Annotated in this window: 26 protein-coding genes and 1 tRNA gene; 9 read left to right on the forward strand and 18 right to left on the reverse strand. The window is 46.0% G+C overall.

The window, feature by feature from the left end; all coding sequences use genetic code 11:
* The 6 genes from VLG36_01950 to VLG36_01975 form a co-directional block, all read left to right on the forward strand.
* Nucleotides 1-1,041 (forward strand): IS30 family transposase (locus tag VLG36_01950; protein ID HSW77538.1); only part of this gene is annotated, 1,041 nt, incomplete at its 5' end.
* 183 nt (nucleotides 1,042-1,224) lie between these two features.
* Nucleotides 1,225-2,070, forward strand: a complete 846-nt coding sequence (locus VLG36_01955) for an IS1595 family transposase (protein ID HSW77539.1) — start codon at nucleotides 1,225-1,227, stop codon at nucleotides 2,068-2,070.
* Between the two features lie 250 nt (nucleotides 2,071-2,320).
* Nucleotides 2,321-2,614, forward strand: a complete 294-nt coding sequence (locus VLG36_01960; GenBank protein HSW77540.1) for a replication-relaxation family protein — start codon at nucleotides 2,321-2,323, stop codon at nucleotides 2,612-2,614.
* 217 nt (nucleotides 2,615-2,831) lie between these two features.
* Nucleotides 2,832-2,966 carry a hypothetical protein gene (locus tag VLG36_01965; GenBank protein HSW77541.1) on the forward strand — a complete coding sequence of 45 codons (135 nt, stop codon included), beginning with the start codon at nucleotides 2,832-2,834 and terminating at the stop codon, nucleotides 2,964-2,966.
* A gap of 358 nt (nucleotides 2,967-3,324) precedes the next feature.
* Nucleotides 3,325-4,014 carry an endonuclease/exonuclease/phosphatase family protein gene (locus tag VLG36_01970; GenBank protein HSW77542.1) on the forward strand — a complete coding sequence of 230 codons (690 nt, stop codon included), beginning with the start codon at nucleotides 3,325-3,327 and terminating at the stop codon, nucleotides 4,012-4,014.
* A 64-nt stretch (nucleotides 4,015-4,078) separates the two neighbouring features.
* Entirely contained in the window at nucleotides 4,079-4,765 is a 687-nt protein-coding gene (locus tag VLG36_01975) for a hypothetical protein (GenBank protein HSW77543.1), read from the forward strand.
* 37 nt (nucleotides 4,766-4,802) lie between these two features.
* Here VLG36_01975 and VLG36_01980 read toward each other — a convergent pair whose 3' ends face one another.
* The 4 genes from VLG36_01980 to VLG36_01995 all read right to left on the reverse strand — a co-directional run bounded on the left by VLG36_01980 (nucleotide 4,803) and on the right by VLG36_01995 (nucleotide 7,359).
* On the reverse strand, nucleotides 4,803-4,994 hold the full coding sequence (locus tag VLG36_01980; protein ID HSW77544.1) for a hypothetical protein: 192 nt from the start codon (nucleotides 4,992-4,994) through the stop codon (nucleotides 4,803-4,805).
* Nucleotides 4,995-5,119: 125 nt separating this feature from the next.
* A complete protein-coding gene (locus VLG36_01985) occupies nucleotides 5,120-5,335 on the reverse strand; it encodes a hypothetical protein (GenBank protein HSW77545.1) in 216 nt (71 codons plus the stop codon).
* Between the two features lie 49 nt (nucleotides 5,336-5,384).
* The gene (locus VLG36_01990; GenBank protein HSW77546.1) at nucleotides 5,385-5,549 is read right to left on the reverse strand and encodes a hypothetical protein; all 165 of its coding nucleotides are present in this window, start codon (nucleotides 5,547-5,549) and stop codon (nucleotides 5,385-5,387) included.
* A gap of 100 nt (nucleotides 5,550-5,649) precedes the next feature.
* Entirely contained in the window at nucleotides 5,650-7,359 is a 1,710-nt protein-coding gene (locus tag VLG36_01995) for a redoxin family protein (GenBank protein HSW77547.1), read from the reverse strand.
* Nucleotides 7,360-7,620: 261 nt separating this feature from the next.
* On the opposite strand from VLG36_01995, the gene VLG36_02000 reads away from it, so the two are divergent.
* Nucleotides 7,621-7,697, forward strand: a tRNA-OTHER gene (locus VLG36_02000).
* A gap of 596 nt (nucleotides 7,698-8,293) precedes the next feature.
* Entirely contained in the window at nucleotides 8,294-9,235 is a 942-nt protein-coding gene (locus VLG36_02005; GenBank protein HSW77548.1) for a tRNA-dihydrouridine synthase, read from the forward strand.
* 15 nt (nucleotides 9,236-9,250) lie between these two features.
* Here VLG36_02005 and VLG36_02010 read toward each other — a convergent pair whose 3' ends face one another.
* From VLG36_02010 to VLG36_02075, 14 genes are all read right to left on the reverse strand, one after another.
* Complete coding sequence (locus VLG36_02010; protein HSW77549.1) at nucleotides 9,251-11,101, reverse strand: proton-conducting transporter membrane subunit; 1,851 nt, start codon at nucleotides 11,099-11,101, stop codon at nucleotides 9,251-9,253.
* Between the two features lie 10 nt (nucleotides 11,102-11,111).
* Nucleotides 11,112-13,661, reverse strand: a complete 2,550-nt coding sequence (locus VLG36_02015; GenBank protein HSW77550.1) for a DUF2309 domain-containing protein — start codon at nucleotides 13,659-13,661, stop codon at nucleotides 11,112-11,114.
* A 221-nt stretch (nucleotides 13,662-13,882) separates the two neighbouring features.
* Nucleotides 13,883-14,308: an ATP synthase F1 subunit epsilon gene (gene atpC / locus VLG36_02020; GenBank protein ID HSW77551.1), complete on the reverse strand. Its 426-nt coding sequence runs from the start codon at nucleotides 14,306-14,308 to the stop codon at nucleotides 13,883-13,885.
* Nucleotides 14,309-14,435: 127 nt separating this feature from the next.
* Nucleotides 14,436-14,771, reverse strand: coding sequence for a hypothetical protein (locus VLG36_02025; GenBank protein ID HSW77552.1), 336 nt, complete (start codon nucleotides 14,769-14,771; stop codon nucleotides 14,436-14,438).
* 70 nt (nucleotides 14,772-14,841) lie between these two features.
* Complete coding sequence (locus tag VLG36_02030; protein HSW77553.1) at nucleotides 14,842-16,233, reverse strand: MFS transporter; 1,392 nt, start codon at nucleotides 16,231-16,233, stop codon at nucleotides 14,842-14,844.
* Nucleotides 16,234-16,305: 72 nt separating this feature from the next.
* On the reverse strand, nucleotides 16,306-17,703 hold the full coding sequence (gene atpD / locus VLG36_02035; protein ID HSW77554.1) for a F0F1 ATP synthase subunit beta: 1,398 nt from the start codon (nucleotides 17,701-17,703) through the stop codon (nucleotides 16,306-16,308).
* Complete coding sequence (atpG, locus tag VLG36_02040) at nucleotides 17,696-18,565, reverse strand: ATP synthase F1 subunit gamma (GenBank protein ID HSW77555.1); 870 nt, start codon at nucleotides 18,563-18,565, stop codon at nucleotides 17,696-17,698. Before atpG ends, atpD begins: the two co-directional genes overlap by 8 nt.
* Nucleotides 18,566-18,567: 2 nt before the next feature.
* The gene (gene atpA / locus VLG36_02045) at nucleotides 18,568-20,094 is read right to left on the reverse strand and encodes a F0F1 ATP synthase subunit alpha (GenBank protein HSW77556.1); all 1,527 of its coding nucleotides are present in this window, start codon (nucleotides 20,092-20,094) and stop codon (nucleotides 18,568-18,570) included.
* Between the two features lie 11 nt (nucleotides 20,095-20,105).
* Nucleotides 20,106-20,489: a F0F1 ATP synthase subunit delta gene (locus VLG36_02050; GenBank protein HSW77557.1), complete on the reverse strand. Its 384-nt coding sequence runs from the start codon at nucleotides 20,487-20,489 to the stop codon at nucleotides 20,106-20,108.
* Between the two features lie 2 nt (nucleotides 20,490-20,491).
* On the reverse strand, nucleotides 20,492-21,025 hold the full coding sequence (atpF, locus tag VLG36_02055) for a F0F1 ATP synthase subunit B (protein HSW77558.1): 534 nt from the start codon (nucleotides 21,023-21,025) through the stop codon (nucleotides 20,492-20,494).
* Between the two features lie 18 nt (nucleotides 21,026-21,043).
* A complete protein-coding gene (locus VLG36_02060; protein ID HSW77559.1) occupies nucleotides 21,044-21,256 on the reverse strand; it encodes an ATP synthase F0 subunit C in 213 nt (70 codons plus the stop codon).
* 35 nt (nucleotides 21,257-21,291) lie between these two features.
* The gene (gene atpB, locus VLG36_02065) at nucleotides 21,292-22,134 is read right to left on the reverse strand and encodes a F0F1 ATP synthase subunit A (protein ID HSW77560.1); all 843 of its coding nucleotides are present in this window, start codon (nucleotides 22,132-22,134) and stop codon (nucleotides 21,292-21,294) included.
* Nucleotides 22,124-22,384 carry an AtpZ/AtpI family protein gene (locus VLG36_02070; GenBank protein HSW77561.1) on the reverse strand — a complete coding sequence of 87 codons (261 nt, stop codon included), beginning with the start codon at nucleotides 22,382-22,384 and terminating at the stop codon, nucleotides 22,124-22,126. The genes atpB and VLG36_02070 overlap by 11 nt, the downstream gene beginning before the upstream one ends.
* Nucleotides 22,385-22,621: 237 nt before the next feature.
* On the reverse strand, nucleotides 22,622-24,808 hold the full coding sequence (locus VLG36_02075) for a ricin-type beta-trefoil lectin domain protein (protein HSW77562.1): 2,187 nt from the start codon (nucleotides 24,806-24,808) through the stop codon (nucleotides 22,622-22,624).
* Between the two features lie 88 nt (nucleotides 24,809-24,896).
* Between VLG36_02075 and VLG36_02080 the strand changes: the two genes are divergently transcribed.
* Nucleotides 24,897-25,193 carry a glutaredoxin domain-containing protein gene (locus VLG36_02080; protein ID HSW77563.1) on the forward strand — a complete coding sequence of 99 codons (297 nt, stop codon included), beginning with the start codon at nucleotides 24,897-24,899 and terminating at the stop codon, nucleotides 25,191-25,193.
* Nucleotides 25,194-25,416 lie beyond the last annotated feature (223 nt).

The following is a 25,416-nucleotide window of genomic DNA, read 5'->3' on the forward strand; positions in this document are numbered from 1 at the left end:
CCTAAACTTAACTCTGAAGTGCGAAAGTGCGTAGCACTTTTGCTACTCTGGTGGAGCATGAGCAGCTACAAACACCTCACCAAAGTAGAGCGTGCCGAGATTGGAATATTACTTCGTAAAGGCTACTCCGCTGGGGATATCGCCAAAGAGATAGGGAGACATCCCAGTAGCGTGTACCGTGAGGTACACCGCAACGAAGTTGCTGGTGAATACCAGTCAACGAAAGCCCACCACAAAGCCTACGTTCGCCGTAAGTACGCCAAGTACCAGGCAATGTGTATAGTGGAAGATATGAAACTACGAGAATATATTGAAACCAAATTACTCGAGGATGACTGGAGTCCGGAGCAAATTGCTGGTAGGCTCGCTCAAGGCATTGGCCTTGAGCCCGTATCCGCTCCAACAATCTACAAATATATTCGTAGTGTCTACGGGCGCCAGCTTGAATACGAATTGCAGCTCGCAAAACAAAAACGTACCAAGAAACACCAACGTAAGGTGACGCAGTTAGAAGGCAGGGTTTTTATAGACAAGCGGCCGGAGGCCGCTAACACCAGGAGCCAGTATGGCCACTGGGAGGGTGACTTCATTGTGAGCGGCAAAGCGTACGGTAACGTGTCTCTTCTCGTCCTCCACGAGCGAGTGAGTCGCTACACGCTCATTGCTCGAATAGAAGCTAGGACAGTCCAGAATGTCGAAGACATTCTGCTCGAGAGCCTCCCGCTACTCGGGCCGCTAAAGAGCCTGACACTCGACAATGACGTTGCTTTCCGGCGACACGATGAGCTCAGCGAGCTCATTAACGCCCCTATCTTTTTCTGTCAGCCGTACCACTCGTGGGAGAAAGGTGGTGTGGAGAACGTCAACCGTCTCATACGTCGCTACGTTCCTAAAGGCTGTGATATCTCCAAATACTCCCAGCGGGAGATTTGGGATATCCAGCATCTCATTAACGGCATGCCGAGAAAAATACTTGGTTACAGAACAGCGAGAGAAGTGTATTTAGAAAACCGACAGGAGGCAACGCAGCATGAACAGTAAGGTAAACAAAAAAGAGCCTAACGGCTCTTTGTCTCAAGATGGTTTGGCTGTCGCAGTTGAGGGTTGCGGGCAGCAGTTGCTGACGATATATACTATAACATACATATAGTATTATTGTCAAGCATTTCGTTTGGCAATTATCCCTTGACGCCATAACACCTCTGTAATATACTAGTAACAGATATGAAGTTCACCATCAAAGAGTTTAATGAGAAGTTCCCTACCAGTGACGCTTGCCTGGATTATCTCTGGCAAATCCACTGCGCAGACAAGCCCTGCAAGAAATGTGGCTTACTCGAAGGCTTCCATAAACTACCGAAACGTCCCGCCTACCAATGTGAATGCGGCAATCAAATATACCCACTGGCTGGTACACCGTTCCACAAAAGTACAACCGACCTTCGTACTTGGTTTCTCGCTATCTTCTTTATGACCAATACCCGTTCTGGCATGAGTGCCCTCCAATTTCAGCGTATTAGCGGCGTGACGTATAAAACAGCTTGGCGCATCTTCAAGCAAGTCCGCCTTATGATGGCCGACGACGAAACACCCCTCGGCAATGAAGTTGAAGTAGACGAGGCGTACATGCACCCGAACCCGCAAAAACGCAGTACTGCTAAACCGCACAATAGCCAAGTTATGTTCGGTATGGTTGAGCGCGGTGGACGTGCAAGGATTAAGCATGTCAAAAGCTCTGGCGTGCGCGTACTCGTGCCTGAAATCCAAAAGAACATTGGCAAGACAGCAACGATCTTTACGGACGAGCATGGCTCATACCGTTTACTGAAACGGCGCGGTTACCAACATAAAACTATCAACCATGGTAAGCAAGAGTATGTCATTGGTCACGTGCATACACAGAATGTCGAAAACTTCTGGAGCCAATTTAAACGTGGTATTTACGGCGTCTACTGCCACTGTGATCCAAAATATTTGCAACACTATGCCAATGAATATGCCTTTAGATACTCGAATCGCAAGAATGATACGCCGATGTTTGAGCTTGTATTAGCAAAATCTGGTAGATAAAAAGTAATCTCTCGATACCCAACCTATTTTTTTGCTTCAATCTGTTAAAATAGTGACACCTTCTCCTTTCCTTTCTATATAAATATAGGAGTAGGAGGGGTAGGCAAAATAATATAACTATCTAGCCAATCCAATAAATCTACATACCTAAAACATCCAACTTAAAGCCTAATAATACAGCCATAAAACAATGCCAGTAAACACATCAAATCCAGAACCTAATAACCAGTAACAATCTACAAACTCTAAAATGACAGACAATACCTTAATACCTAATTCAGCTAAACCAGAACCAAAGTATCGTAAAAAGCTAAACGAAGAACAAGTAGCAGTCCTGCAATTACTTTGGAGATTCAGATTTGCCAGCAGTGAGCAAATAGCTAAGTACCAGCAAAAACCTAACGGCAAGGCTGTCCAGAAACGTCTGAAGATACCGGAAGATCAAAGCCTCATAGCTAAGCGCTACGACAAATCCTACAAGCTCCAGGGCAAGCCAGCAGCGTATTACCTGACACCACATGGTGCTCGTATGCTCGCGCTATAGACGCCACGCAAGAAAGATGAGCCGGTAAACATCAAGCGTATCTACAAAGACAAAGATGCCAGTGAAGGCTTTATTGAGCATTGTAAGAATATATTAGGGGATTTATCTAGCGCTTAAAGACACTTACCCTAATAAATTCTACTTCCTCACCAAGAGTCGACTTAGCTACGAAAAGTATGACTTCTTTCCCAGTCCGCTTCAAGATGCCTGTATTTGCATGAAGACAAGCAAAGGTGACAGATACTTCTTCTTAGATATTTTTGAAGATAACCAACCGTTCTTCGTCCTTATCCGACGCATAAAGAAATACCTAGAATATGCCGGTAGTGGCGAGTGGGCACGGTATGACTAGGATGGCGGGCTGCCGACTATCTTGCTCGTGGTGCAGAACAAGAGCGTGCACAAGCGACTACGGAAACGCTTAGCTAAGGAGCTGCGTGAAAGCTATGAAGAAGTGTGTTTTGCTACAGGAAGATTAGAATATATTTTAGACCCAGAGAATAGAGGGAAGGCTTGGCTTCCGATTGATGATGAGGGGGATGATCCGGATGATCCGGTAACACCTGTAATACTTACGAAGCTCCCGAAGGTGGATGATTAGTACTTCCATTTGCTGAAAGCAGGTGGAGGTTCCTGTTTCCTGGAGGGAAATAGGCTCGACTTAGTGCAGCTTGTGTGCCGGGTAATTCATACTTTGCTATAGTTACTACATGCAACTAAAAATTATTAGCTTAAATCTCGCCGGTTTTAAAGACTGGGAATTGCGCCGACAAAAGATCATTGACTTCATCGACAAAGAGAATCCTGATGTTCTTCTACTTCAAGAGGTTAAGTTTGATCCTCTGATATCCTCATTCAGTCAATCAACACTACTCAATCAGCTTTTGCAAAAGCCGTTCGCGTTTACTCAAACAGCTGTTAGTAAGTTCTATCAGCCAAGCGTTGGCGAGTCATATCGCGAAGGCCTAGCTATTTTAAGCAAGTTTCCTATTAAAGATAGCGAAGCTCTGGTTTTTGATAAGCATCCTCGTATTATCCAAAGCGCTGATCTACTCATTAATGAACAGACAGTTGGTATAGCTAATATCCATTTATCAAACAACAAATATTCTGTTGAGCAGCTGCGTGAATTGATTACTATTTTTGCATCGCGCAAGGAGGAGCGCATCATTGCAGGCGACTTTAATATCCTCCAACTGGAGAACGAAAAAGAAAGCTATATCGAAAATTATACTTCATCTACTGATTTCAAAAAGTATGTATCGTTTCCTTCTGAAAACATAACACTTGATTATGTGCTTGTCCCAAAGCATTTCGCGTTTGAAAGCCTAGATATATACGAGGGCTTATCTGACCATAATGCGTTAGTGTTTGTTGTTGGGTTGTCGGAAAAACTCTAATTCCTTGTTAATACTGCATATCTCACAGTTGTTGCAACAGTCTTCGCTCTGCTATCATTGATTAATGACCGAAAAACAGCAAATTGTATATACAGCTCTTTCTGATAAGATTCTGGGCACTGAAAAAGATGCTCCAATTCTCATTGCAATCAATGGTAAAGACGGTTCAGGCAAAACCATGATGGCAGACATTCTGGCTGATTTTCTATCATTAAAAACAAGCCGAGAGATTATTCGTATAAGTGTGGATGATTTTATGAACAGCCGTGCTATTCGCTATACTCCTGCTGAGTCCGCAGGGCGTGGATGCTACGAGTATACGTTTAATTTCGATGGCTTTATCGATAATGTATTAAAGCCACTTCAAAAAGATGGGTCATGGGAATATAGATCGAAGATTTTTGACCATGCTACTGATGCTGAATCTTTCTCGCCCATTAAAAAGGCAACCAAAGACGCAATTGTCATTATTGATGGCGTTTTCCTATATAAAAACGATCTTGTGAACTACTGGGATTTAAAAATACTTCTAGACACAGATGATGAAACCGTAATTGAACGTGGCGCTCGAAGAGACACAGAACGCCTTGGCAGCTATGAAGTAGCAAGACAGAAATATATTGATCGCTATATTGCAAGCCAGACAATTTACTATAACGAGGAATCACCACAAGAGCGAGCCAATATTATTATCGATAATAACAATGTTGAATCACCTTTTATTACGAAAGCCTCGCCGTCTGGGTCCTAGTTTTGCGCCTGGTCGATACTAACATCTTATCGGATAACTATACCAGATCGGCTACTCGATATCCGTAGTACCTGGCATCTCCAGTAACCTCTTCTGGTTCGCCTTCTGGGAAATCGCTAGGACTGAAAGAACTTCTTTCTTGTTCACTTGAAGCGTCCACCTCCAGTATGCGAAGGTTGCCATCGGGAAACTCGTCGTACTTTACAGAGTAAGCTATACTATTCTGCATATATTCAAACTCATAGCGTTTTTTCTCAAGGTGAAGGATTGAGGAGCGGCGAAGGTTTTCGTATTCATCTTCGGTAATCTTTATCTTTTCGGAAGTTCTGTTGCCGTCTTTGGTTACTTTTGCTATCAGTAAAATTTGAATATCGCCGTTATCAAATTTTTATATGCAACTTTCTTTTCGTTGGCCTCGCTGGTTTCTAGCCAATCGACAGTGAGCGTAAATGAAGTTGCACTATGCTCATCTAGAAATTGAGCACTGATGGGCTCAACCGTGAACTTCCTTGCGTTATCGTCGAGGATTTCTCTCTTCTCTGGTGTAGTTTTAGGAATTTCTGCTGACATGCTAGTAATTATAGTCTAAATTTTACTATGATCTAAATAGCAGAGTGAGCTAGCTGGTCGCTTTATTCTTTAACGCACGCTTCACGGCCTCTTCAAAACGTTTCTTACCCTGAGTATGATCTAATTCTACTTTCTCGTTCTTGAGTCTTTCTTCTACTTTCTTTTGCCATGATTTATCTTTAGCTGTAGGTTTTGATATTTTCTTTGGCTTCATATTTCTATTATATATCGGAATAGGTATTGAGTTCAGTGTATGGCTTGAGGGTATAATTGCCTTTCGTTTTAGCTATGACGGCAGAGTAGGCGGAATAGGCCTAAGAACCAAAAGTAAAGGTAAACAGTGACGTTCCCTTAGGAACAGTAAGGGTCACTGCCGTATCTCCAACTTTGTTCAACGACACAATATGATATAGCTTCGATCCGTCCACCGTCACAATGCCATTCGAGACATCACTACCATACTGACCCGCGTCAATACTCGGCAGCTTCACTTGGATTGACGAGGTAGTACCACTCGGTGGGCTAGCAATAACGTACGCATCCTTTGCGGTAATATGAAAGGTCAACGTCGCAGCGCTATCATCGCTCGTTATGGAATCTGTTCCGATTTTCCAATTGCCACTTAGTGTCCACTCGTTCTGGCTCAAAGAAGAAGACGGTGTAAAGTTTGCGCTGCCCGTTATGTCGCCTTCATTGGGGGTACCGACATAATTTGAAGCACGCGCAGCACCGAAGTACGTTTCCGGAGTCTGGCTTGATGATGCAGGAACCACATAATTACTTGGACTCTGTAGTGGCTTATTAATTCCGAGGAGTTCCTGTATTGCTTTCTCTGTCGTATCATAGCCGCCCTCGCCAAGAGCGATGTAACGAATATTGCCTTGCTTATCCACAAGATAGTCCGCCGGCCAGGAGTTGTTGTTGAATGCGTTCCAGGTAGCGTAATCATTATCTAATGCGACAGGATAGGTGATTCCATCGCTCTTAACGGCCGCTGCCACATTTGTCGGGTTATGTTCAAAAGCAAATTCAGGCGTATTAATTCCAAGAACAACAAGCCCCTGGCTCTGGTACGTCTGATACCATTTCTCGACAAACGGTATGCTGCGTATGCAGTTAATGCACGAGTACGTCCAAAAATCTACTAATACGACCTTACCCTTAAGCTTGTCCAGGGTGAGTGGTGAACTATTAATCCAGTTCGTAAGGCCCTGTAGCTCCGGTGCCGGTGTTGATTGTACATTCAGTACGCTCGAGGCACTCGTTGCCTGGCTTTTGAAAAGGGAGTTGGGCTGTTGTTTAGAAAGAAGTACTTGTTCAATCCTTGTCTCATCAAAGGGTAGACGGTCCGCCAACCAAGTCTCCACTTTAATCTCAAAACCTGTCACGACGGTAATACCAATGATAATGAAGAGAACACCAAGGAGACGACGAAAGAGGCTGTGTGTATCAATAGCCCATGAAAATCTGGATATAAATCTTCTTCCCAACAGCGAAATACCAAGGAGTGCCAGCGCTAGACCTATGGCATATGCGGACAAATACACAAGCCCCGCAAGAAAACTACTAGGTAGGATGGAGGCCAAGATAAAGGCGTACGTTGGGCTGCAGCTAGCAAAAACCGGTCCAAGCGCCACGCCAATAAGAATAGCACTTGCATACTTACCTCTATTTTTCTGGCTCTTTCCGAGCAGCTGCATTGATCCACCTTCCCAGTTGAAGTGGACCACGAGCTTTTCCCATAGCTCGGGAAAAACAGTCACAGCCCCGAGAGCGATCAATAGGCCGCCAGAAAGCCAATTGAGAATATTTGGAGAAAGATTGATAAGCGCAGTACTTACTTTTAAGACGAGTGTAAAAAGAATAATCGAAAAAGCAAGCGAGATACCGATAATATACGGTCGTGCCTTCTCCTTCACATCACCACTTACAGAACCACCGATGATAACGGGAAGAACGGGCAACACGCATGGTGCGAGAACCGTCAGGATGCCAGCTATAAAACTGATGAACAGGAGTAGCATACGTTAATTAGTATAAGGCATCAAAACAAAAACCTTCAGCATATCATGAATGAAAACCCGAAGTAGCTTCAGCTCTCACGCGACTCTCACGCGACCTTCTATTGACATAAAGGTTAAAAATAGTTATAGTCTGTATCGGCCTCAAAGTGTAACGCTTACACGTCATACCTCGAAGCCTTGTGACAGGAATAGTACATTCAAAAGCCAACTGAATCCGGGTGAGACCCCTGACTGACCCCCGCGGTCATGGTGGTCCCCGGCTGGAATGTAGCTCAATTGGCAGAGCACCGCATTTCTTATAGTGCGGAAGGTTACGGGTTCGAACCCCGTCATTCCAGCGAGGACAGGCAACTTGCCCAGCAAGCGCTAGTCAGATACTAGCAGTCCGTCCAGCTCCACCCATTCGATTTATCTAAGGAAGTGGCACAGTGGCTAACGCCGACGAGTACGAGCGCGCCATCACGGCGGCAGAGGTCAACCCCCGTGGGCTGACCTCTCGCCAGAAGGAGCTTCTCCGAACCCTCCTGAAGGAGCACGGCGAGCGAGGCAACCGCGCACGCGCAGTCTTCAGCGACTGACCGCGGCTCACAAGCGGAGCGAGGGGTTGGCCCGTCATGGGCCTCCCCTCGCTCAAAAAGGGCTATTCCTGTCCGTCTCACATTCTTCAGAACAATATGTTGTGAACGATGTGAGGCGTTTTTATTTTTCCCAAAATTATGTTATAATGAGTTTTCGGAACAGTCCGAACCAGGAGGCGACAGCCATGCAGTCACAGATTCTCCACCAGAGTGGCGACGACCACGAGAAGGACGACGGAACCACCATCGTCCGAGGCGAAGACTGACGCACTGCGCATCACCCCGTGGGAATCCCGCTCTCGGCCACCTCGGCCGGAGCGGGATTCCCCGCATTACTTTTGTTATAATAAACTGATATGAATTTTTGGCAGGAACTACCACATCCATTTTTTATACTGGCTCCCATGGAGGCAGTAACTGACGTAGTATTTCGTCATGTAATCGCCACAGCTGCGAGACCAGACATCTTTTTCACCGAGTTTACTAATGCTAGCAGCTTTGCCAGTCCTAAGGGTATTCACAGTACACGCGGACGCCTCACATTTACCCCAGACGAGCAGCCAATGGTCGCTCAAATATGGGGTGCTAAGCCAGCAGATTTTTCTTTTATGGCTAAGGGTCTTGCTGATATGGGATATAGCGGCATCGATATTAATATGGGGTGCCCTGACAAAACAGTTATTAAAGCTGGTGGTGGCAGTGGTCTGATACGCACACCCGAACTTGCTGGTGAGCTTATAGCTGCAGCAAAGGAAGGCGGCCTGCCAGTCAGCGTCAAAACACGCTTAGGCTACAGTTCAACTGACGAATGGCGTGAGTGGCTAACGTTCCTTTTAAAACAAGATATCGTTAATCTCACCATTCATCTTCGTACTCGTAAAGAAATGAGTAAAGTCGACGCTCATTACGATATAATCCCAGAAATTAAAAATCTACGCGATGAGATAGCTCCCCAAACTCTTCTCACTATTAATGGCGATATTCGCGATCGTCAACATGGAGAAGAGCTCGTAGAAAAATATGGAGTTGACGGCATAATGATTGGCCGTGGCGTCTTTCATAACCCATTTGCGTTTGAGCTTGAAAAACGTAAACATAGCAGAGAAGAGCTCCTCGGGCTGCTCAGTCTTCAACTTGATCTGTTCGATAAATATTCTGAAGAGCTTGAGCCACGCAAGTTTGAACCACTTAAGCGTTTTTTCAAAATCTACATACGTGATTTTCCAGGTGCGAGCGAACTCCGCGAGCAGCTCATGCATACAAAAAGCACGGACGAAGTCCGTGCTCTCATCAGCTAGTTAATCTCTAATACACTACGAAGATTTATAGGCTGTTTCGTGATAGCTTGTTTTGTGTGACCCAAAGAACACTTTAGTGTACAAGCGTATAGTGCTTACTCCCACAAGCAGATACGAAAGACAGAAGAGCACTACTTGGAAAGCATGTCCCTCAGGGATCAAACTTATGAGCATATCCTGCGCCAAGAAGGAGGGACTAATAGGAAACGCCATAAAAAGAAGTGATACGATGAAGAATAGGTTACCTAGTCTTGGGAATGCATATATAGAGCCGTGATAATCACGTAGTGCATTCGGCTCGTCCTTTGTTTCAAGGTACCAGAGACATATATGGCCCACGATAAAAGCCGCTATAACACCAGCACCGTACATAGCAAGATACTTCCAATCTCTGGTAGACGCTAAGACTAAGAATAGCACTCCAAAAAGGTGACCTAGCATTATAAGGTTCCACGCTATCCTAGCGGAGTTTTTTGTTGTGTACGCTCGGATATAGAAGATGATACTAATGACAGCTGCAATAGTAGAAGCAACAAGCAGTAGGTCAGCTGATAGTGCTATCGAGGCAACGACTATCAAAGCAGCTAGGAAGAGAACGAATACAGTTATTTGAACGAAGAGACTATCAAGAAAGGCGAATACGCGTCCAATAGACTTCAACGGTTTCCATAAGTAATAACTAACCGCGGTGTTCATACTCCATTCCTTGATACCTAGAATATAGAAGGTAGCGTGGATCTTTCCTAGGAAAGTATTCTTAATTCTCTGGACGGGAGGTACGAAGTAGAAAAACTGGTCATGAACAAGATAGCTTACAACCGATGGGGAAATGAGCAGCTGATATGTTCTTAAAGAAGCATTGCTTACAAAATGAAGTAGTGCCAACCATTGCAGTCCTGCAGCAACCTCGATGAACATTATGCCAATTTGAGTAATAGACGCATACGCAATTTGTGTCTTGATAGACGATTGCGCTCTAGCAATAGACGAAGCAACAACAGCCGTCACAAGACCTAGGACCGCAATAGTAATTCGAAGCCCCATACTACCTTCCCAAAGTGGATATGTCCTCAGTAACAGGAAAAGACCCATGTGTACGGAAAGAGCACCATAGAAGATTGCACTCGAAGTCGTTGGACCTTCCATAGCTCGTGGCAACCAGTATGAGAACGGGAACTGCGCAGACTTGATCATAGCTACCACTAGCAACAAAAGACCAAGTATAACAAGACTGTTTCCATGTTGTGCGACAAGTCCAGAGAACTCAGAGAAGTTCACACTTTTCTCAAAGATGTGATGTGCATACCAGATAGCCGCAAGGAGGAATGCGTCGCCAATTCGGTATACAGAAAAGACCTTCAAAGCGTTTCGTGCCGGTAGGAAGCGGTCTCTATAAAAGGCAATAAGCAATACGGAGCTTATTCCGATGAACTCCCAGCCCAAAAAGAGTACTTCAAAATTGCCGGCCAGGATTATGAGTGTTAGCCCGATAAAGAACAAAAGAACTGTGCAGTAGAATCTTTTAAAACCCTGTTCACGGTGCAAGTAGTACTTACTGAAGACGAAAATAAGAGTCGTCATAATTATAGCCATACCCAAGAATACGGCCCCAATCTTATCGAAATAAAAGCTGAGATCAAAGGTGTAGCTATGACTTGCGTATAAAGATCCAACACTTGTAAATACAGGCAAAGCGCCTGCATGAAGCCATTGGTAGCCCAAAAGAAGGAATACGATAAACTCTAAGAGTATCGCCGCAATAGCAATTGAAAAAATTGCGCGCTCTTTCTTTCTAGGCGTCAGCATACAGCCGACAAAGCCAAGAATTGGCACGAGTACTAACATGGTGAGAAGTTGCGTTAACATATATGGTGTCCTACTTTATTATGTGCACGGGTAAATTTTCCATCGTGGCATCCAAAATGTGATTAGTTTTCATTTTCTCGGTCGTCTCAAATGTACGAGATAGGTCGTGCATGGTAGGGATCGTTTTCGTGTGTGGCGTGTACGGTACAAACTTGCCGTCTTCAAAGACATAGAGTGATTTCTTGTCTGGGTGAAGTGCAACTAGATGAATCCACTCATTAGAGAACCACTCATACAAATCAGGTTTTGACTCAATAACCTTCTTGATTACTTCAGGGTAGTGTTCAACAACCATAAGGAGTCGCACAGGATCATGAACCTCGACCATTTGTAGCGGAAGTCCAGAACGGAGATCTCCGTCACTACTATTTGCAACACCTACGAGCCCCATGACATTGTGAGGCAACTTGGTGCCTGCGCCGAGCTTGTAGTTGTCCATCCGCGAGAAGAAATATTCTAGGTTGATACCGCCACAAACAACCCCAAGAGGTGAGAGTACGTCGAGCAGCAATACACCATCTGGATCAGTTGTATAGTCATAGGAGTTAAGAAAGGCTCTTCGATCCAAGAAAAGGTGTTTCGTGAGGTTTCTCCGCCCCACAACACACAGCGCATTAGTACCGTGTCCAAGTTCAGGTCGTGGTTCGAAATAAGAAACGGAACGCTTCTTTATATCTTTCCTGATCTTCTTTATGTCCTGCGTGGTACTAATAGACTTGAAACGGCGTGAACGTTCTTTAGCGTCAAGATCGAGTGCTTCTTCAAATAAAGATTTGTTCTTACTATGCAGCTCGATATTTTCATTCGTGAGTATGCTTTCGTCGTAGAATTTAATTTCATCTGACGCCGTATCGTGTAAGCTACCCACGAACTGCGTAGACTCAGGAATTGATAGACCGCGAGTTTCAAGTAAATCTCGTACTGGCCTATAGTTTGCCATATAAGCAAAAACACGAGCGTTGACTAGACCTGGTCTTCCGCTACATGCACCGCAGTCGTGCGCTCCATGATGAGGGTTATTGGCACTGCTTGAACCGTGACCTATAACATACACGATCGGAGAGAAATTCTTAACGAGTCCGATACATCGAAGAAGCTTTTCGACACGATTTGCCATCTCTTCTACAGTGAAACCTACCTGCAAGCCCTTTTCTTTATCTTTTTCTCCTGTATAGACAATGGTTAAATCAGCGGCAGGATCCATATGAGCAGACGCATCGGCAATCGCAGGACTCATAGTCGGATTGACAAGGTTGGCGATGAGCTTACCCATTGCTGGGATTCCCAATAGATAGGAAAAGAGAAATCCTCTTACTAATCTATGAGAATTCTTGGCGTACATGATTTCTTTTTCATGTGTGTGTTCGTCACTTTTTGATACTTCTTTAATAAGGAATTTAGGATTAACTGGTGCAGGGCAAAGCTTGTCGTAAAATTTTGCACTAGCTGGGTGGAAATAAAATTCTACACCAAAAAAACCAGGAGCGCCAAATGTCTCAGTGTGACTATCTAAACTCTCTACATAGGTTCGGAGGGAATATTCACGATCATCTATACAAAAGATGGACTGAAAACTCTTTGGTTCCGTGTCTTCCTTTGTCGATTTAGGAGGCAACGTAAGCAGCACTCCGGAAAGTACCGTATCGTAGTAGCTCCATTCAAAGGCATCCTGCCATATCTTGATAACTTCCTCTAATTCCGTAGATGGCTCATCTGCGAACATATCCATCGGTGGCTGTGCGAGGCCATCGCCGAGCGGCTTCCAGCTTTCCCCGAGACGCTCCGTAAGTGTATCAATCTCTAGCAAAAGCTCGAGAATGATCATGTCTTCCAAAGAGACGTTCTTTGAATATAAAAGCGACTCCGGCTTGTCCTCAAGTGTCGATACAATACCCGACCATCCTCTGTGCGCAAACTGCTGGTCATAGACATATTGCTCGAAGTACGCTTTGTCACCAACCAATACTTCAAGAAGGTTTGTTATAGTACTTGATTTGGCGTAAAGAAGATCTCGCGCCTTTTTCGTTTTGAAGAAACTCACCAAACTATGGTCTTCTAGATCACGTAGTGCGTTTAAGAGGCCCTTATCCTCAAAGGGAAAGGGAGAAATTGCAATACCCTGGTCAATATAGCTACAAACAATACGAAAGAGAAGAGGCTGTACGGCATTATCCATATCAATGAAGTACCGTTGCCTCCATTCATTTCTCAACCTACCGATACGTGGTTCGCGTGTCCAGTCGTACTCTTTATAGAGTGACCGTTCATGCCACGTATCGAAGTCTTCGTTACCCTTCCTTTGGCGTATAACTCTCGCTAGTGTTTTTGGAGTTATTCGTCGGATGGAATAAAGATCCCTATACTCTGTGAGAGTAAACGTAGTTTGATATCCAAAAATTGTAGACGCTTTGTGGAGTGCGTCATAGAATTTCATATCCTGAAACGCATGTAATGTATTGTGGTGTACAAAATCCTTGAGCGGACCTTGCGTAGGTAAGTAGTGCTTTAGTGTGTGTAAAAGGCGTGACTCATCAAAATATTGGCTATTTTTCTCAGACATAATAAAATTGCACCCAGTTAATGCATTATCCTTTAAATTTAAATCGCGACAAAACCAGCACAGGACTACCTGATAATCAGAGAGGTTCGGAGAGCCTTTGTTACTGACTCATTTTACTCCTGTTAGCGATTTTGTAAACACACAACATATGTAGCGTGTAGTCAATCGTGATACACACTAGTGTAATATCCTTCAATCTTGTCAATAAGACCTCCAGAAATCTACTGGCGGTAATGTCGGCGGCGAAGGTCTGCAACCTTAAGACGAACCATGTGACGATCAACCAACTGGTGAGCTTTCTCAAGTTCAACCTGGTCCTTAGCGGAATCGCGTAGTTGAATAGCACGATCAAGTGCGGCTTTGCTCTCAGCTTCAATGATATCCTCGCCATTATCAGCTTCATCTACAAGCACGCGAACTTTTTGAGGAGAAGCCTCAACGACACCGCCACTAATAGCAAAGAAATCCAACTTACTATCGGGATCATCCTTCTTATAACGGACTGCAATAGCACCTGGAACGGCAATTGAGACAAGTGGTTCGTGACCAGGAAAGACAGCAATTTCACCTTCACCAGTTGGAATCATCACTTCGTATACCTCTTGATCAACTTTTTTGCCAAGTAGTGTAATAAGTTCTAAATTCATATCACACCTATAGTAGCAAAAAACCCCGCTAAATGCGAGGGGTAGACGATAGATAGCCTGAGAGGCGGGCAGAGCCCGGCGGGGAGTACATGGAGCCATAGTGGCACCAACCCCGCGCGGGAGCCCATCAGATGGGAAGGCTGAAGTTCGCCATCAGGACGGCCGAGACGGCGAAGTACCCGATGCCCACGATGATCGAGATGACCATGCGAGCAGCCTTGTACTTGATGTCGTCCAGCGTCCAGGTGACGATGGGGCCGATGAGAATCATCCACAGGCCCATCAGGAACCACACGCAGACGGCGGCGAAGGCCGCCCAGGTCGACAGGTGCATCGGCCGGTCACTCGTGACCATCGTCAGAAAGATGAAGATGATGACGATCGGGCCGACGATGGACAGAGGGACGATGGCGTCCCGGTCCCCGAACACTCGGGGCTTGAGAGTGCGAGCAGTCTTGCTCATGAGAGCCTCCAGGCTATCTATCCTGCGGCGTAGTGCGCGCATTGAATATATAATATCATAAAAATAAGAATTATGCAACTGGTAACGTCTCCGGGGGAGTAACCTTGCGTGGTTTTTCAATTAGAACGAAGGAGACAAGCCCGCCCAAAATTGCTAAGCCCGCGCATAGCTCCATAGCGAAGGAGTACGCCTGAGATGCTCCAAAAAATCCCAGCATTGCCACTACAATAAGCCCAGCAGAACGTGCAACAGCATTATTGACTCCTGATGCGATACCAGAATCAGCGTGGTCTACCGACGCCATAACCGTCGTCGTAAGAGGCGACACAAGCAGTGTCAGGCCCACACTAAAGATCACTACACCGGGAAGAATGTTGATAAGATACGTGTCTCCTGGCTTTAAAAAGAATAGAAGCGCCATACCGATGCCCGCAAGAATGGGACCAACGGTCATAAATAGACGTGGACCATACTTTGCAGATAGACCGCCCACTTTCCCCGAGAATAGCATCATACAGATGCTAATAGGCAACAGACTGACACCCGCGGCAAACGCCGAATAGTGTAGCGTGGTCTGCAAATAAATAACGAGGGCGAAGGTAAAACCACCAAGCGCTCCGTACATGAGAAATGTCATAAGGTTCGCGCCTACAAAGTTACGAGATGCAAAGAGAGATAATTTAACCATAGGGTCACGCCGTACCTTTTCACATATCAAGAACAAGATGAAGAACAGCGCACCCAGGGTTATGGACATGAGATACATTAGTCCCCAATGATTTGCCGGACCTTCGATGAGACCGTAGGTAATACCTGCGAGACTCATTGTTGCAAGTACCGCACCGATGACATCAACTGATCGCACTCTCGTATCCTTTGATTCCTGTACGGAAATCTTTGCAAGTACATAACAGGCGAATGCAAGCGGCACGTTTATAAAAAATATCCAGCGCCAACTCGCCACAGCGAGTATCCAGCCGCCTAGAAACGGTCCGATCACCACGGCGATACTACTCCAGGCCGTCCAACGGCCAATCGCCTGCGAGCGTTCACTAGAATGAAACGTTGTATTGATAATAGAAAGTGCTCCCGGCACCAATAATGCACCGAAAATCCCTTGGAGCATTCGCACCCCAATAAGCATCTCAGCATTAACTGAAAAAGCACACAGTAACGAACTAAGTCCAAACCCAACTACACCGATAAGGTACATTTTTTTACGACCAAAGATATCACCGAGGGAGCCACCAATGAGAATAAGAGCTGAAAGTGACAGTAGATATGCATCGGTAATCCACTGCAGGCTGGCGTATCCAGAATGCCACTCTACCTCTATTCTAGGGAGCGCTAAGTTAACAATCGTGCCGTCTAAAATTGCGACAGCGCTGCCTATGACGACAGCGATAAGAGCGATCTGGTTTTGATTTTTACCGGAGAGTAGGCGTTTTACTTTGTATAGCATCTTTTTTAGCATAACATAAAATAACCCTCCATAGCATAGAGGGTTATTTTACATAAACAGTCAACCTACTGACTAGTCTTTTTTATCCGCAAGACTGCCAGGAGCCATGTAGAACCAGCTCTCTGGTTTGTGGTCATACTTACCAGCTAAGATATCTTTCGCATCGCGGATTGTATCCTCTAGCTTAATGTAGACACCTGGGCTACCGGTAAATTGCTCAGCAACATGGAACGGCTGCGCAAAGAAGCGCTGCAAGCGACGAGCACGGTTAACGATCTGTTTCTGATCATCCGAAAGCTCTTCCATGCCTAAGATGGCAATGATATCCTGCAGTTCTTTATATTGTTGCAGCACGCGTTGAACCTCACGAGCAACATCATAGTGCTCTTGACCGACTACTTCCGGGTCAAGACTGTTTGAGTTACTATCGAGTACGTCGACAGCAGGGTAGATACCAATCTCAGTCAGCGAGCGGTTCATCACGATCGTTGCATCGAGGTGTGCGAAGGTTGTCGCAGGCGCAGGGTCGGTAAGGTCGTCGGCAGGCACATATACGGCCTGGACAGAGGTAATCGAACCCTTCTTAGTACTTGTAATACGCTCCTGAAGAGCACCCATCTCTTGCTGAAGGTTAGGCTGATAACCTACTGCAGAAGGAAGACGACCGAGTAGAGCTGAGACTTCAGCACCAGCCTGAGTGAAACGGAAAATGTTATCGATAAACAACAACACGTCCTTGCCATCATCACGAAATGCCTCAGCCATAGCAAGTCCAGAAAGCGCAACACGTAGACGAGCTCCTGGTGGTTCATTCATCTGACCGAAGACGAGGCTCGTCTTTCCAAGCACACCAGCTTCTTCCATTTCGTAGTAGAGGTCATTACCTTCACGTGTACGCTCACCAACACCGGCAAACACCGAGTTGCCACTGTGGAATTTAGCGATATTGTTAATCAGCTCCTGAATAAGCACCGTTTTACCAACACCGGCACCAGCGAACAGACCAGCCTTGCCACCTTTAGAAAGTGGCGCAATAAGGTCAATAACCTTAATACCTGTTTCAAGGATCTCGGCCTTGTTTGACTGATCAACAAGTGCTGGCGGTTGGCGGTGAATTGGGGCTGTTTTGCCCTTTGGCGCAGGCTTGCCATCAATTGGATCACCGGTCACGTTAAACATACGACCTTGAGTTGATTCACCAACAGGTACACTAATAGGTGCACCTGTAGCAATAACTTCGCCACCACGCTTTAAACCGTCAGTACTTGAAAGTGCAATAGAACGCACCGTACGTTCATCAAGGTGCTGTGCAACCTCGAGTGTAATCGTACGACCATCGTGTTCTACATGAAGTGCCTCATACATTTGCGGCAGCTTCTTATCTTTAAATTCTACGTCGACCACCACACCCACAATCTGGGTAATATGGCCAGTCGTATTTTCTTTACTCATCATATCTCCTTTATTCATTGAGGGCCTCTACGCCGCCTGATATTTCTGCTAATTCTTGGGTGATCGCACCCTGGCGAACCCTGTTCATCTCCATCGTCAAATCACCGCTTAACTCAGTTGCGTTGTCAGTCGCGTTCTTCATAGCAATCATCTGCATACTGTATTCGCTGGCTTTTGCATCGAGGAGCGCCTGGAAAATCTGTGATTCCACCAATCGGTAGGCGACACCATCGAGCACCGTCTCAACCGTTGGTTCGTAAAGCGCTTCGCGAATGACATCCGAAACAGGTTCTGCTGTAAACCCAGCTGGGAGTAACCGTTTAGTTACGACTCGCTGCGTGATACTGCTTTTAAATTCAGTGAAGACGATATCGACAGCGTCCACCGCGCCACTTACGAACTGATCACAGACAGTCGTCAAAATAGAACGAAGCTCAGCGCCATCAGGACGATCAGGCAGGTGATTGTAGGCACCGATAACCTCTACGTCCTTAAGGCGAGCAACGAATCGTGACGATTGGCGACCGATGGTTAGCGTGCGGTTTTCTACACTAGCTGCTTTATCCGCAAGCATCTCTTTGAGGTAGGCTTTCATCACATTCGCGTTGTAGGCTCCCACCAGTGTCTTATCACCAGTTACCGCAATAATAAGCCGGGTCTTAACAGGCCGCGTCTTAAACAACGGATGATCTTTCGTCGCACCCTGACTCGCCAGGTATGTCAAAAGCTCGTTAGCTGCTAGTGCGTATGATGCCGATGCTTTATCAGCATCTTGGGCACGGCGCATTTTGCTCGCGGCAACGAGCTGCATGGCTTTCGTAATCTGCTTGGTATTTTTTACCGAGCGAATACGTTGTTTCAATTGCCGCAAAGAAGCCATGTCTAGCCCTCAAATCCCTTAGCAACCGATACGGCAACTTTTTTAATGAGGCTTAGCATCTTTTCATCAGGTTTATCACCCTTGTTAAGTGCGCGCATATCCTCTTTGTGCTCGGTCCAAAGCTTTGTTAGAAGAGATGCCTGTGCATCTTTAATCTTAGCAACAGTAACATTATCAAGCGCACCTTCGTTTACTGCGTAGATGCTTGCAACGAGTTCCCAAACACCCATTGGTTGGTACTGGATTTGCTTAAGAAGCTCTGTAAGACGTTGGCCACGCTCAATCTGAGCCTTTGTTTCAGCATCAAGATCACTACCAAACTGAGCAAAGCTTGCAAGTTCACGGAACTGACTCAAGCCAAGCTTGAGGTGACCGCTCACACTCTTAACTGCCTTCGTCTGCGCATCACCACCGACACGACTCACTGAGAGACCGGCCGAGATAGCTGGACGAATACCCTGGTAAAAGAGATCCGTTTCCATAAAGATCTGTCCGTCTGTAATGGAGATGACGTTGGTTGGAATGTAGGCAGAAATATCACCAGCCTGCGTTTCAATGATAGGAAGGGCAGTAAGACTACCACCGCCAAGATCGTCAGAAAGTTTAGCAGAACGCTCGAGCAGACGAGAGTGAAGATAGAACACATCACCTGGGTACGCCTCGCGTCCTGGTGGACGACGAAGAAGTAGTGACATCTGACGGTAGGCAACAGCGTGCTTTGTTAGGTCATCGTAAATCATCAGCGCGTGCTGTTTGTTGTCACGGAAGTATTCTCCCATAGCTGTTGCAGCGTACGGTGCAAGATATAGCATTGAAGCTGGATCGCTAGGACCAGTCGCCACAATAATTGTCTGCTCCATGACGCCTTCTTGCTTGAGTCGATCGATCAAACGAGCAATCTTTGAAAGCTTCTGACCAATTGCCACATATACGTTCACTACGCCGGTCTTTTGACGACCTTGGTTGATCATCGTATCAATAGCAATAGCCGTTTTACCGGTTTGGCGGTCACCGATGATCAACTCACGCTGACCACGGCCGATAGGGAACATAGCATCAATCGCCATAATACCCGTCATAAGTGGTTCGTGAACGTGCTTACGGCCAAGAACGCCGATTGCTTCACGCTCCACAAGCCCCATTTGTTTAGTCTTGATGGCAGGGCCGCCATCAAGTGGACGACCAAGTGGGTCAACGACACGACCGAGGAGCTCTGGGCCAACAGGAACCTCAAGGACTGTACCCCTAAGGCGTACTGTGTTTCCCGCAGAGACGTGCTCGTCACTGCCTAAGAGCACTGCGCCAATTTCGTCTTCCATCAAGTTAAGCGCGAAGGCTTCTACAATGCCTTCGTTGGTTTCAATTTCGAGCATCTCGGAAAACCCAGCACTTCGTAGGCCGTGAACCCAGGCGACACCATCGCCGACTCGGGTGACGATTCCAACGTTCTCGAGGTTTCCAGAGGTCTCTAGCCCGGCTATCGCATCGCGTAGCTCGGCAGCTAGTTCTGTTACTGCTATATCAGCCATATTCCTCTTCCTTATAATTGCTTTTCTTTAAGTGCTACCAATTTACGGCGGAGCGTTCCATCAAACCGTTTACCCGGAATATCAACTCGCATGCCACCAAGTATGCTTGAATCGATTGTCTCACGCACATGCAGGCTTTTTGCCTGAACGAGCGTACCAATCTGCTTCTTAAGCGCCTCGGTCAGAGGTCGGGCGGTCGTAACATCAGCTATAACCGTCCCGCGAGCAGCTAACTCTCCTTCGATATCCCGAACGAGGAGATCGAGTTCGCGTGTTCGGCGAGTATCTACCAAGTACGCTGCAACCTCTTTTATGACATCGGATGATTTAGCACCCGCATGCAGCTTATCAGCGGCATAGAGAGCGATCTTACGGCGCGACAAACGGCCCGCCATAATTACTTCGCCTCCTCGAGCGAGGTAGCGATTACTTTTTCATCGATCTTATCTGTCATCGCTTTACCAACAACTTTTTCGGTTGCAAGTGCCACGAGCGTGAGCGTCTCATTATGAAGCGCCTTGCGTGCAGCAACGATGTCTTTTTCGACTTGCTCGTGAGCATCAGCAACGATACGCTCGGCACGGGCTTTCGCCTTCGCGTCCGCACGTTCAGCTGCAGCATTAGCTTCTTCTTTAGCTGTCGTCAAAATACTACTTGCATCTTGGCGTGCTTGCTTAAGAAGTTCTTCAACCTCGGTCTTTGTCTTATCGGCTTGCTTTTGCGCCGACTCGCTTGCGCGGGCAGCTTCTTCGATGTTTGCCTGGCGTTTATCGACAGCCTTCATAAGGCTTGGATAAACGAATTTGCCAAGCAAAAAAACGAGTATTACAAACGCGACAAGCTGAAAGACAAGCATCTTCCAGTCGATGCCAAGCGCAGTGAACAGATCTCCAGATGGAGCAGCTTCTGCAAATTGTCCTAATATATTCATTGACTTGCCACCTTTTTCTTAGAGGAACTTGGCGATAATCGCAACAACGATACCGATAATTGCTAGTGAGTCTGAGAACACAATAGCGGTAATCATGAGCGTACGAATATCACTTAGCTTTTCTGGGTTGCGTCCAAGTGCGTTTAGGGCACCTGCGCCAATAAAACCAACACCAAGGGCAGCACCAAGAGCTGGCAGTGCGTAGGTAAGGCCGAATGCTAATTGATTCATTACGTATATCTCCTTTTGTTATTTACTTAATTTTATCATTCTCGCGCTGACAGTTTTTCGAGACGTGTATCAGCAGGGGAATGTTCAAAATGGGATGTATGATCTGGATGTGCTTTTTGGCCTCCATGGCTATCGATGGCCAACGCCGTAAAGATAACTGTTAGGACAAAGAACACATACGCCTGAATAAAGCCGATGAACAACTCAAAACCCATAAACACAGGTAGAGCAGCCACCGAGAAGTAGCTCGTAAGGGCGCCGATGATAATCAGTAAGATTTCACCAGCGAAACAGTTACCGAAAAGACGCAACGATAGGGCAGAATAGCGCGAGACCTCACCGATCAGGTCAAGAAAGCCTTCGAATGCGCCAATAGGGTCCTTGAGCGGGTTGCGAATGTAGCGCTTTATGTTGCCAACTGGGCCGTGTGCACGAATGGCGTAAATCTGTGTAATAACAAGAGCTAAGATAGCAATCGCAAATGTGAAGTTCATGTCAGCCGCTACACTCCGAAGAACTGGCACACCATTGTAGGTGATCGTATCGAGTCCCGGCAGAATACTCATCCAATACGAGATAAGTACGTAGAAGAACAGCGTCATGGCAAGAGGCGTAATTTTACGCGCCAGTTTTTTATCAGGAATAATGCTATTTACCTGTGACAACATACCTTCGAACGCCCACTGAATAAGGCCAACAAACCGATTGTATTTATTTCGTTTAACCATTTGAGACGTGTAGATAAATACGGCAAGGAAAATAACCAGGCTAAGCACACCAGTCATCATAGAGTTCGTTACACGAAAGCCGAGTACTGTAAACAGCGCCTGTGACGCAAGGCTGATGTGAATATCGAGTGCAGCAAAATTATTGATCATCTTGTTTTACCTTTTTAATTTGACGCCGTACAAGTGCGTAGGCAAGGTAAGCCCCTAGGACAATACCGGTAACCATAATCCATGGTGTTGTGTGGAAGAATTTATCGGCAAGAAGGCCCAATATGGTGAGACCGATCGTGGGAACGAACATCCGCCACGTCGTGTCACCAATGGTGCCAAGCAATAAAACAACCGTCGATGTGTCCGGCGGTACAGGCTTTTTGTCGCCATCATTTTGTGATGTGCTCATGTACGTATACACTATACCAGTAGAGCCCTTATTTGTATAGAGTCATGCCACGCAAAAACAACACTAGGCCGCATTCGCCATTTACCCTTATCAACGCTTGCAACAGCAAGCGTCCATTTAGGTCTGAAAAGGAGGCGCTAAAAGCAGCTGACTACCAAATGCTCATACAGCCCCGGTTAGAGCTTTCGGTCTATAAATGTGACCAATGCGGTAAGTGGCATCTTACGCGAAATCAACCTAGAACTCAGTAATCGGTAACGCGTTAGTATACTGGTTCGCTTTTGGTATCGAACTATTATTAGTTGTGCCATCACCAAGCTGACCGTTACTATTATTACCAACTGTATACACTTTGTGATTATCAGCTATAACAATAGTCGTGCCATAGCCTGACTCGACTTGTAAGGCTTTAATATTTACACCATCGATAGTTTGCATAGCTACTGGCGTAGAACGATCTGTCGTCGTACCGTCACCAAGCTGACCAAAATAGTTAGAGCCAGCACCGTAGACTTTTCCATCACTACCGATAACGAACGTGTTGCAGTATTTATCATCAGATGGGTTAGAGCAAGTCACGTACAAATCTACCGCAGTCACACCACTTGGCAAGATAAACTGAACAGGGAAGTTTTGGTGTGTCCAGATTGAGCCTGCGCCAAGATAACCATGATCATTCAAACCAGCACCCCATACTTGACCATTACTCGTCAATGCTTCAATAAACCATTGGTCAGTCCAAACCTTCGTAACAGATCCTGCCTGAGCAGGTAAGTTAAATTGAACGAGTTTTCCCTGGTCGGGAAGGGAGAATATCTGGTTTGCATTACTAAGACATGCGTAAAGCTGTAGGTTTGTTCCATCTCCATTCAAATTGTCTAAACAAACATTGTACCCTGTATTTACTAGGGTTCCGTCGGCACGCATCTGCCATCTCTGGGCGCTTGTGCCATCGCAAATAGCAAGGTTTACTAACGCTCCGTTCGCGCTTGAATGGTTTGCGTTATTAAGACAGACATTCTTGTATGCATTATAAATCGTTCCATCGGTCTGAAAGGTAAACTGTTGCGGGCCAGTACCGTTACATGGATAGAGCCATATAGTTACACCATCCCCAGTTTTATTATCGAGACAGTGACTAGCCTGATTATAAAAGATAGAGATATTTTGTCCGCCCAACTGCCCGTACATATTCGCACCCTGGCCCCATAGAGTCCCGTTACTATCGACAATCCAAAGCGAAATTCCATCAGTAAAAATCTGCCTCGCCGTTGGCTGACCAGTGTTTCCAAACGTACCGATCTGTACCGGATTCGACGTGTCGCCCGCACTAGACGATCCAAAGATAGAGTTCGCGTCAGCCCCCCATCCATATACCTTGCCTCCTTGCATACGTACGAACGCTTCAAGGTAGTCAGTGGTAATATTGGTTGTCGGAATTGTATTTGGGTCACTTGTTACTGCCGGTAGGTTAACACGCTTTGGTACTGACTGATCAGTACAACCGCTAATAGTGTAGTTATAGCCTAACTGTCCATTTGCACACGCTCCAGCAGCATATATATTACCGTCAGTGGTCAGGGCATACGTATCAAATCCGTTGATAGCAACGTATTGCCCCGTCTTACCGGAGGGGAGTCCAAACTGCACAGCATTCGCCGAAGTTGTTGTTGTTCCATTACCAAGCTCACCGTTGCCGTTATAGCCTGCACCCCATATCTGCCCTGAATTTGCCAGGACATATACACTGTGACCACCAGAGACAAAGTTAGTAAAAACATTAACTGGCTTATCAGTACCATTCATTTGAAATTTAGTCGGTAGCAATGCATCATTATATGTCCCATTGCCCAACTGGCCCCACCCATTAAAGCCCGCCATGCGAAGTGTTCCATCTGCTAGAAGCGTTCCAAAGTAAGCACCACTTCCATAAGCATACCCAAAAGCAACAGTGTTAAGACTAAGAGTCACGCCGATCCTAGCGGATGCTGAATAGGTATAACTTCGCCATGGCTGTCCGCTGGAAGGTCGAAGTAGTTCCACGGTACCTGTAGAACTGACCAACTGCGAGACGCTCATATTAGTCGGATAACCGACCGAAAATGACATGCGGACATTGTTTTGATTGATAATATATTGACTTACGCCATTTGAATTTACACCCGTACAGTCGCGATCGGCCCTTAGAGGGTAGCTACTGCTCCATGAGGGCGTATAACTATTCTGCTGCAAGCAGTATGACGCATACGCTAGGCCGGACTCTGCTGCCTCGCGGGCAAGCTCATTATAGTACTGGCGATCTAGCGCCGAGCGGATACTCTCAGTCGCCGTGATGGCCGATACGAGAACAATCAGCATAACAACCGAAGCGATCAAAATCGTCGGCAACGCGAACCCTTCAGTTTTGCGCCTAGTCCATATCATTTACTATATTTATAGAGCATAAGCGTGACATTAGCAATCATTTCGTGGTACACTATATGCAGTATAGTAATTGAGGGAAGTATCAAAAATGAGTGATGCATCACAAACAGACGACGCAAAAATAACCATTTACTCCACAACATGGTGTGCGTTCTGCAAGACAGAAAAACAATACCTAGACAAACTTGGTATTCCTTTTGTTGAAAAAGATATCGAAGAGGATAAAGAAGCATATGAGGAGCTCATGGCCAAAAGTGGCGAGGGCGGGTACCAAGGTGTTCCTGTAACAGACATCGCCGGTACCTTAGTGCTTGGCTTCGATCGTCGTAAAATCGATACACTCATTAAAGAAAAGGGAATTACTCCCGTTCCTGCAGCCGCTTAAGCAAAAATCAATCACCCTGCAAATCCAAGCAGGGTGATTTTTTGACTATTTTGTACTCCGCTATATCTTTGTCATATCTAGCAGGTCGGGCTCCTAAACATATAGGACACTAATATCCAGTGTAGCATTCTCGTAGCCTGGAATGCCTTGGAGGTATTCCACGGGCGTCAGCATGCGGAGCATGCTGTGCGGCCGGTAGAAATTGTAATCCAGACAATCTTCA

This window comes from Candidatus Chromulinivoraceae bacterium, from assembly GCA_035478595.1.
GTDB lineage: Bacteria > Patescibacteriota > Saccharimonadia > Saccharimonadales > Saccharimonadaceae > CAMLKC01.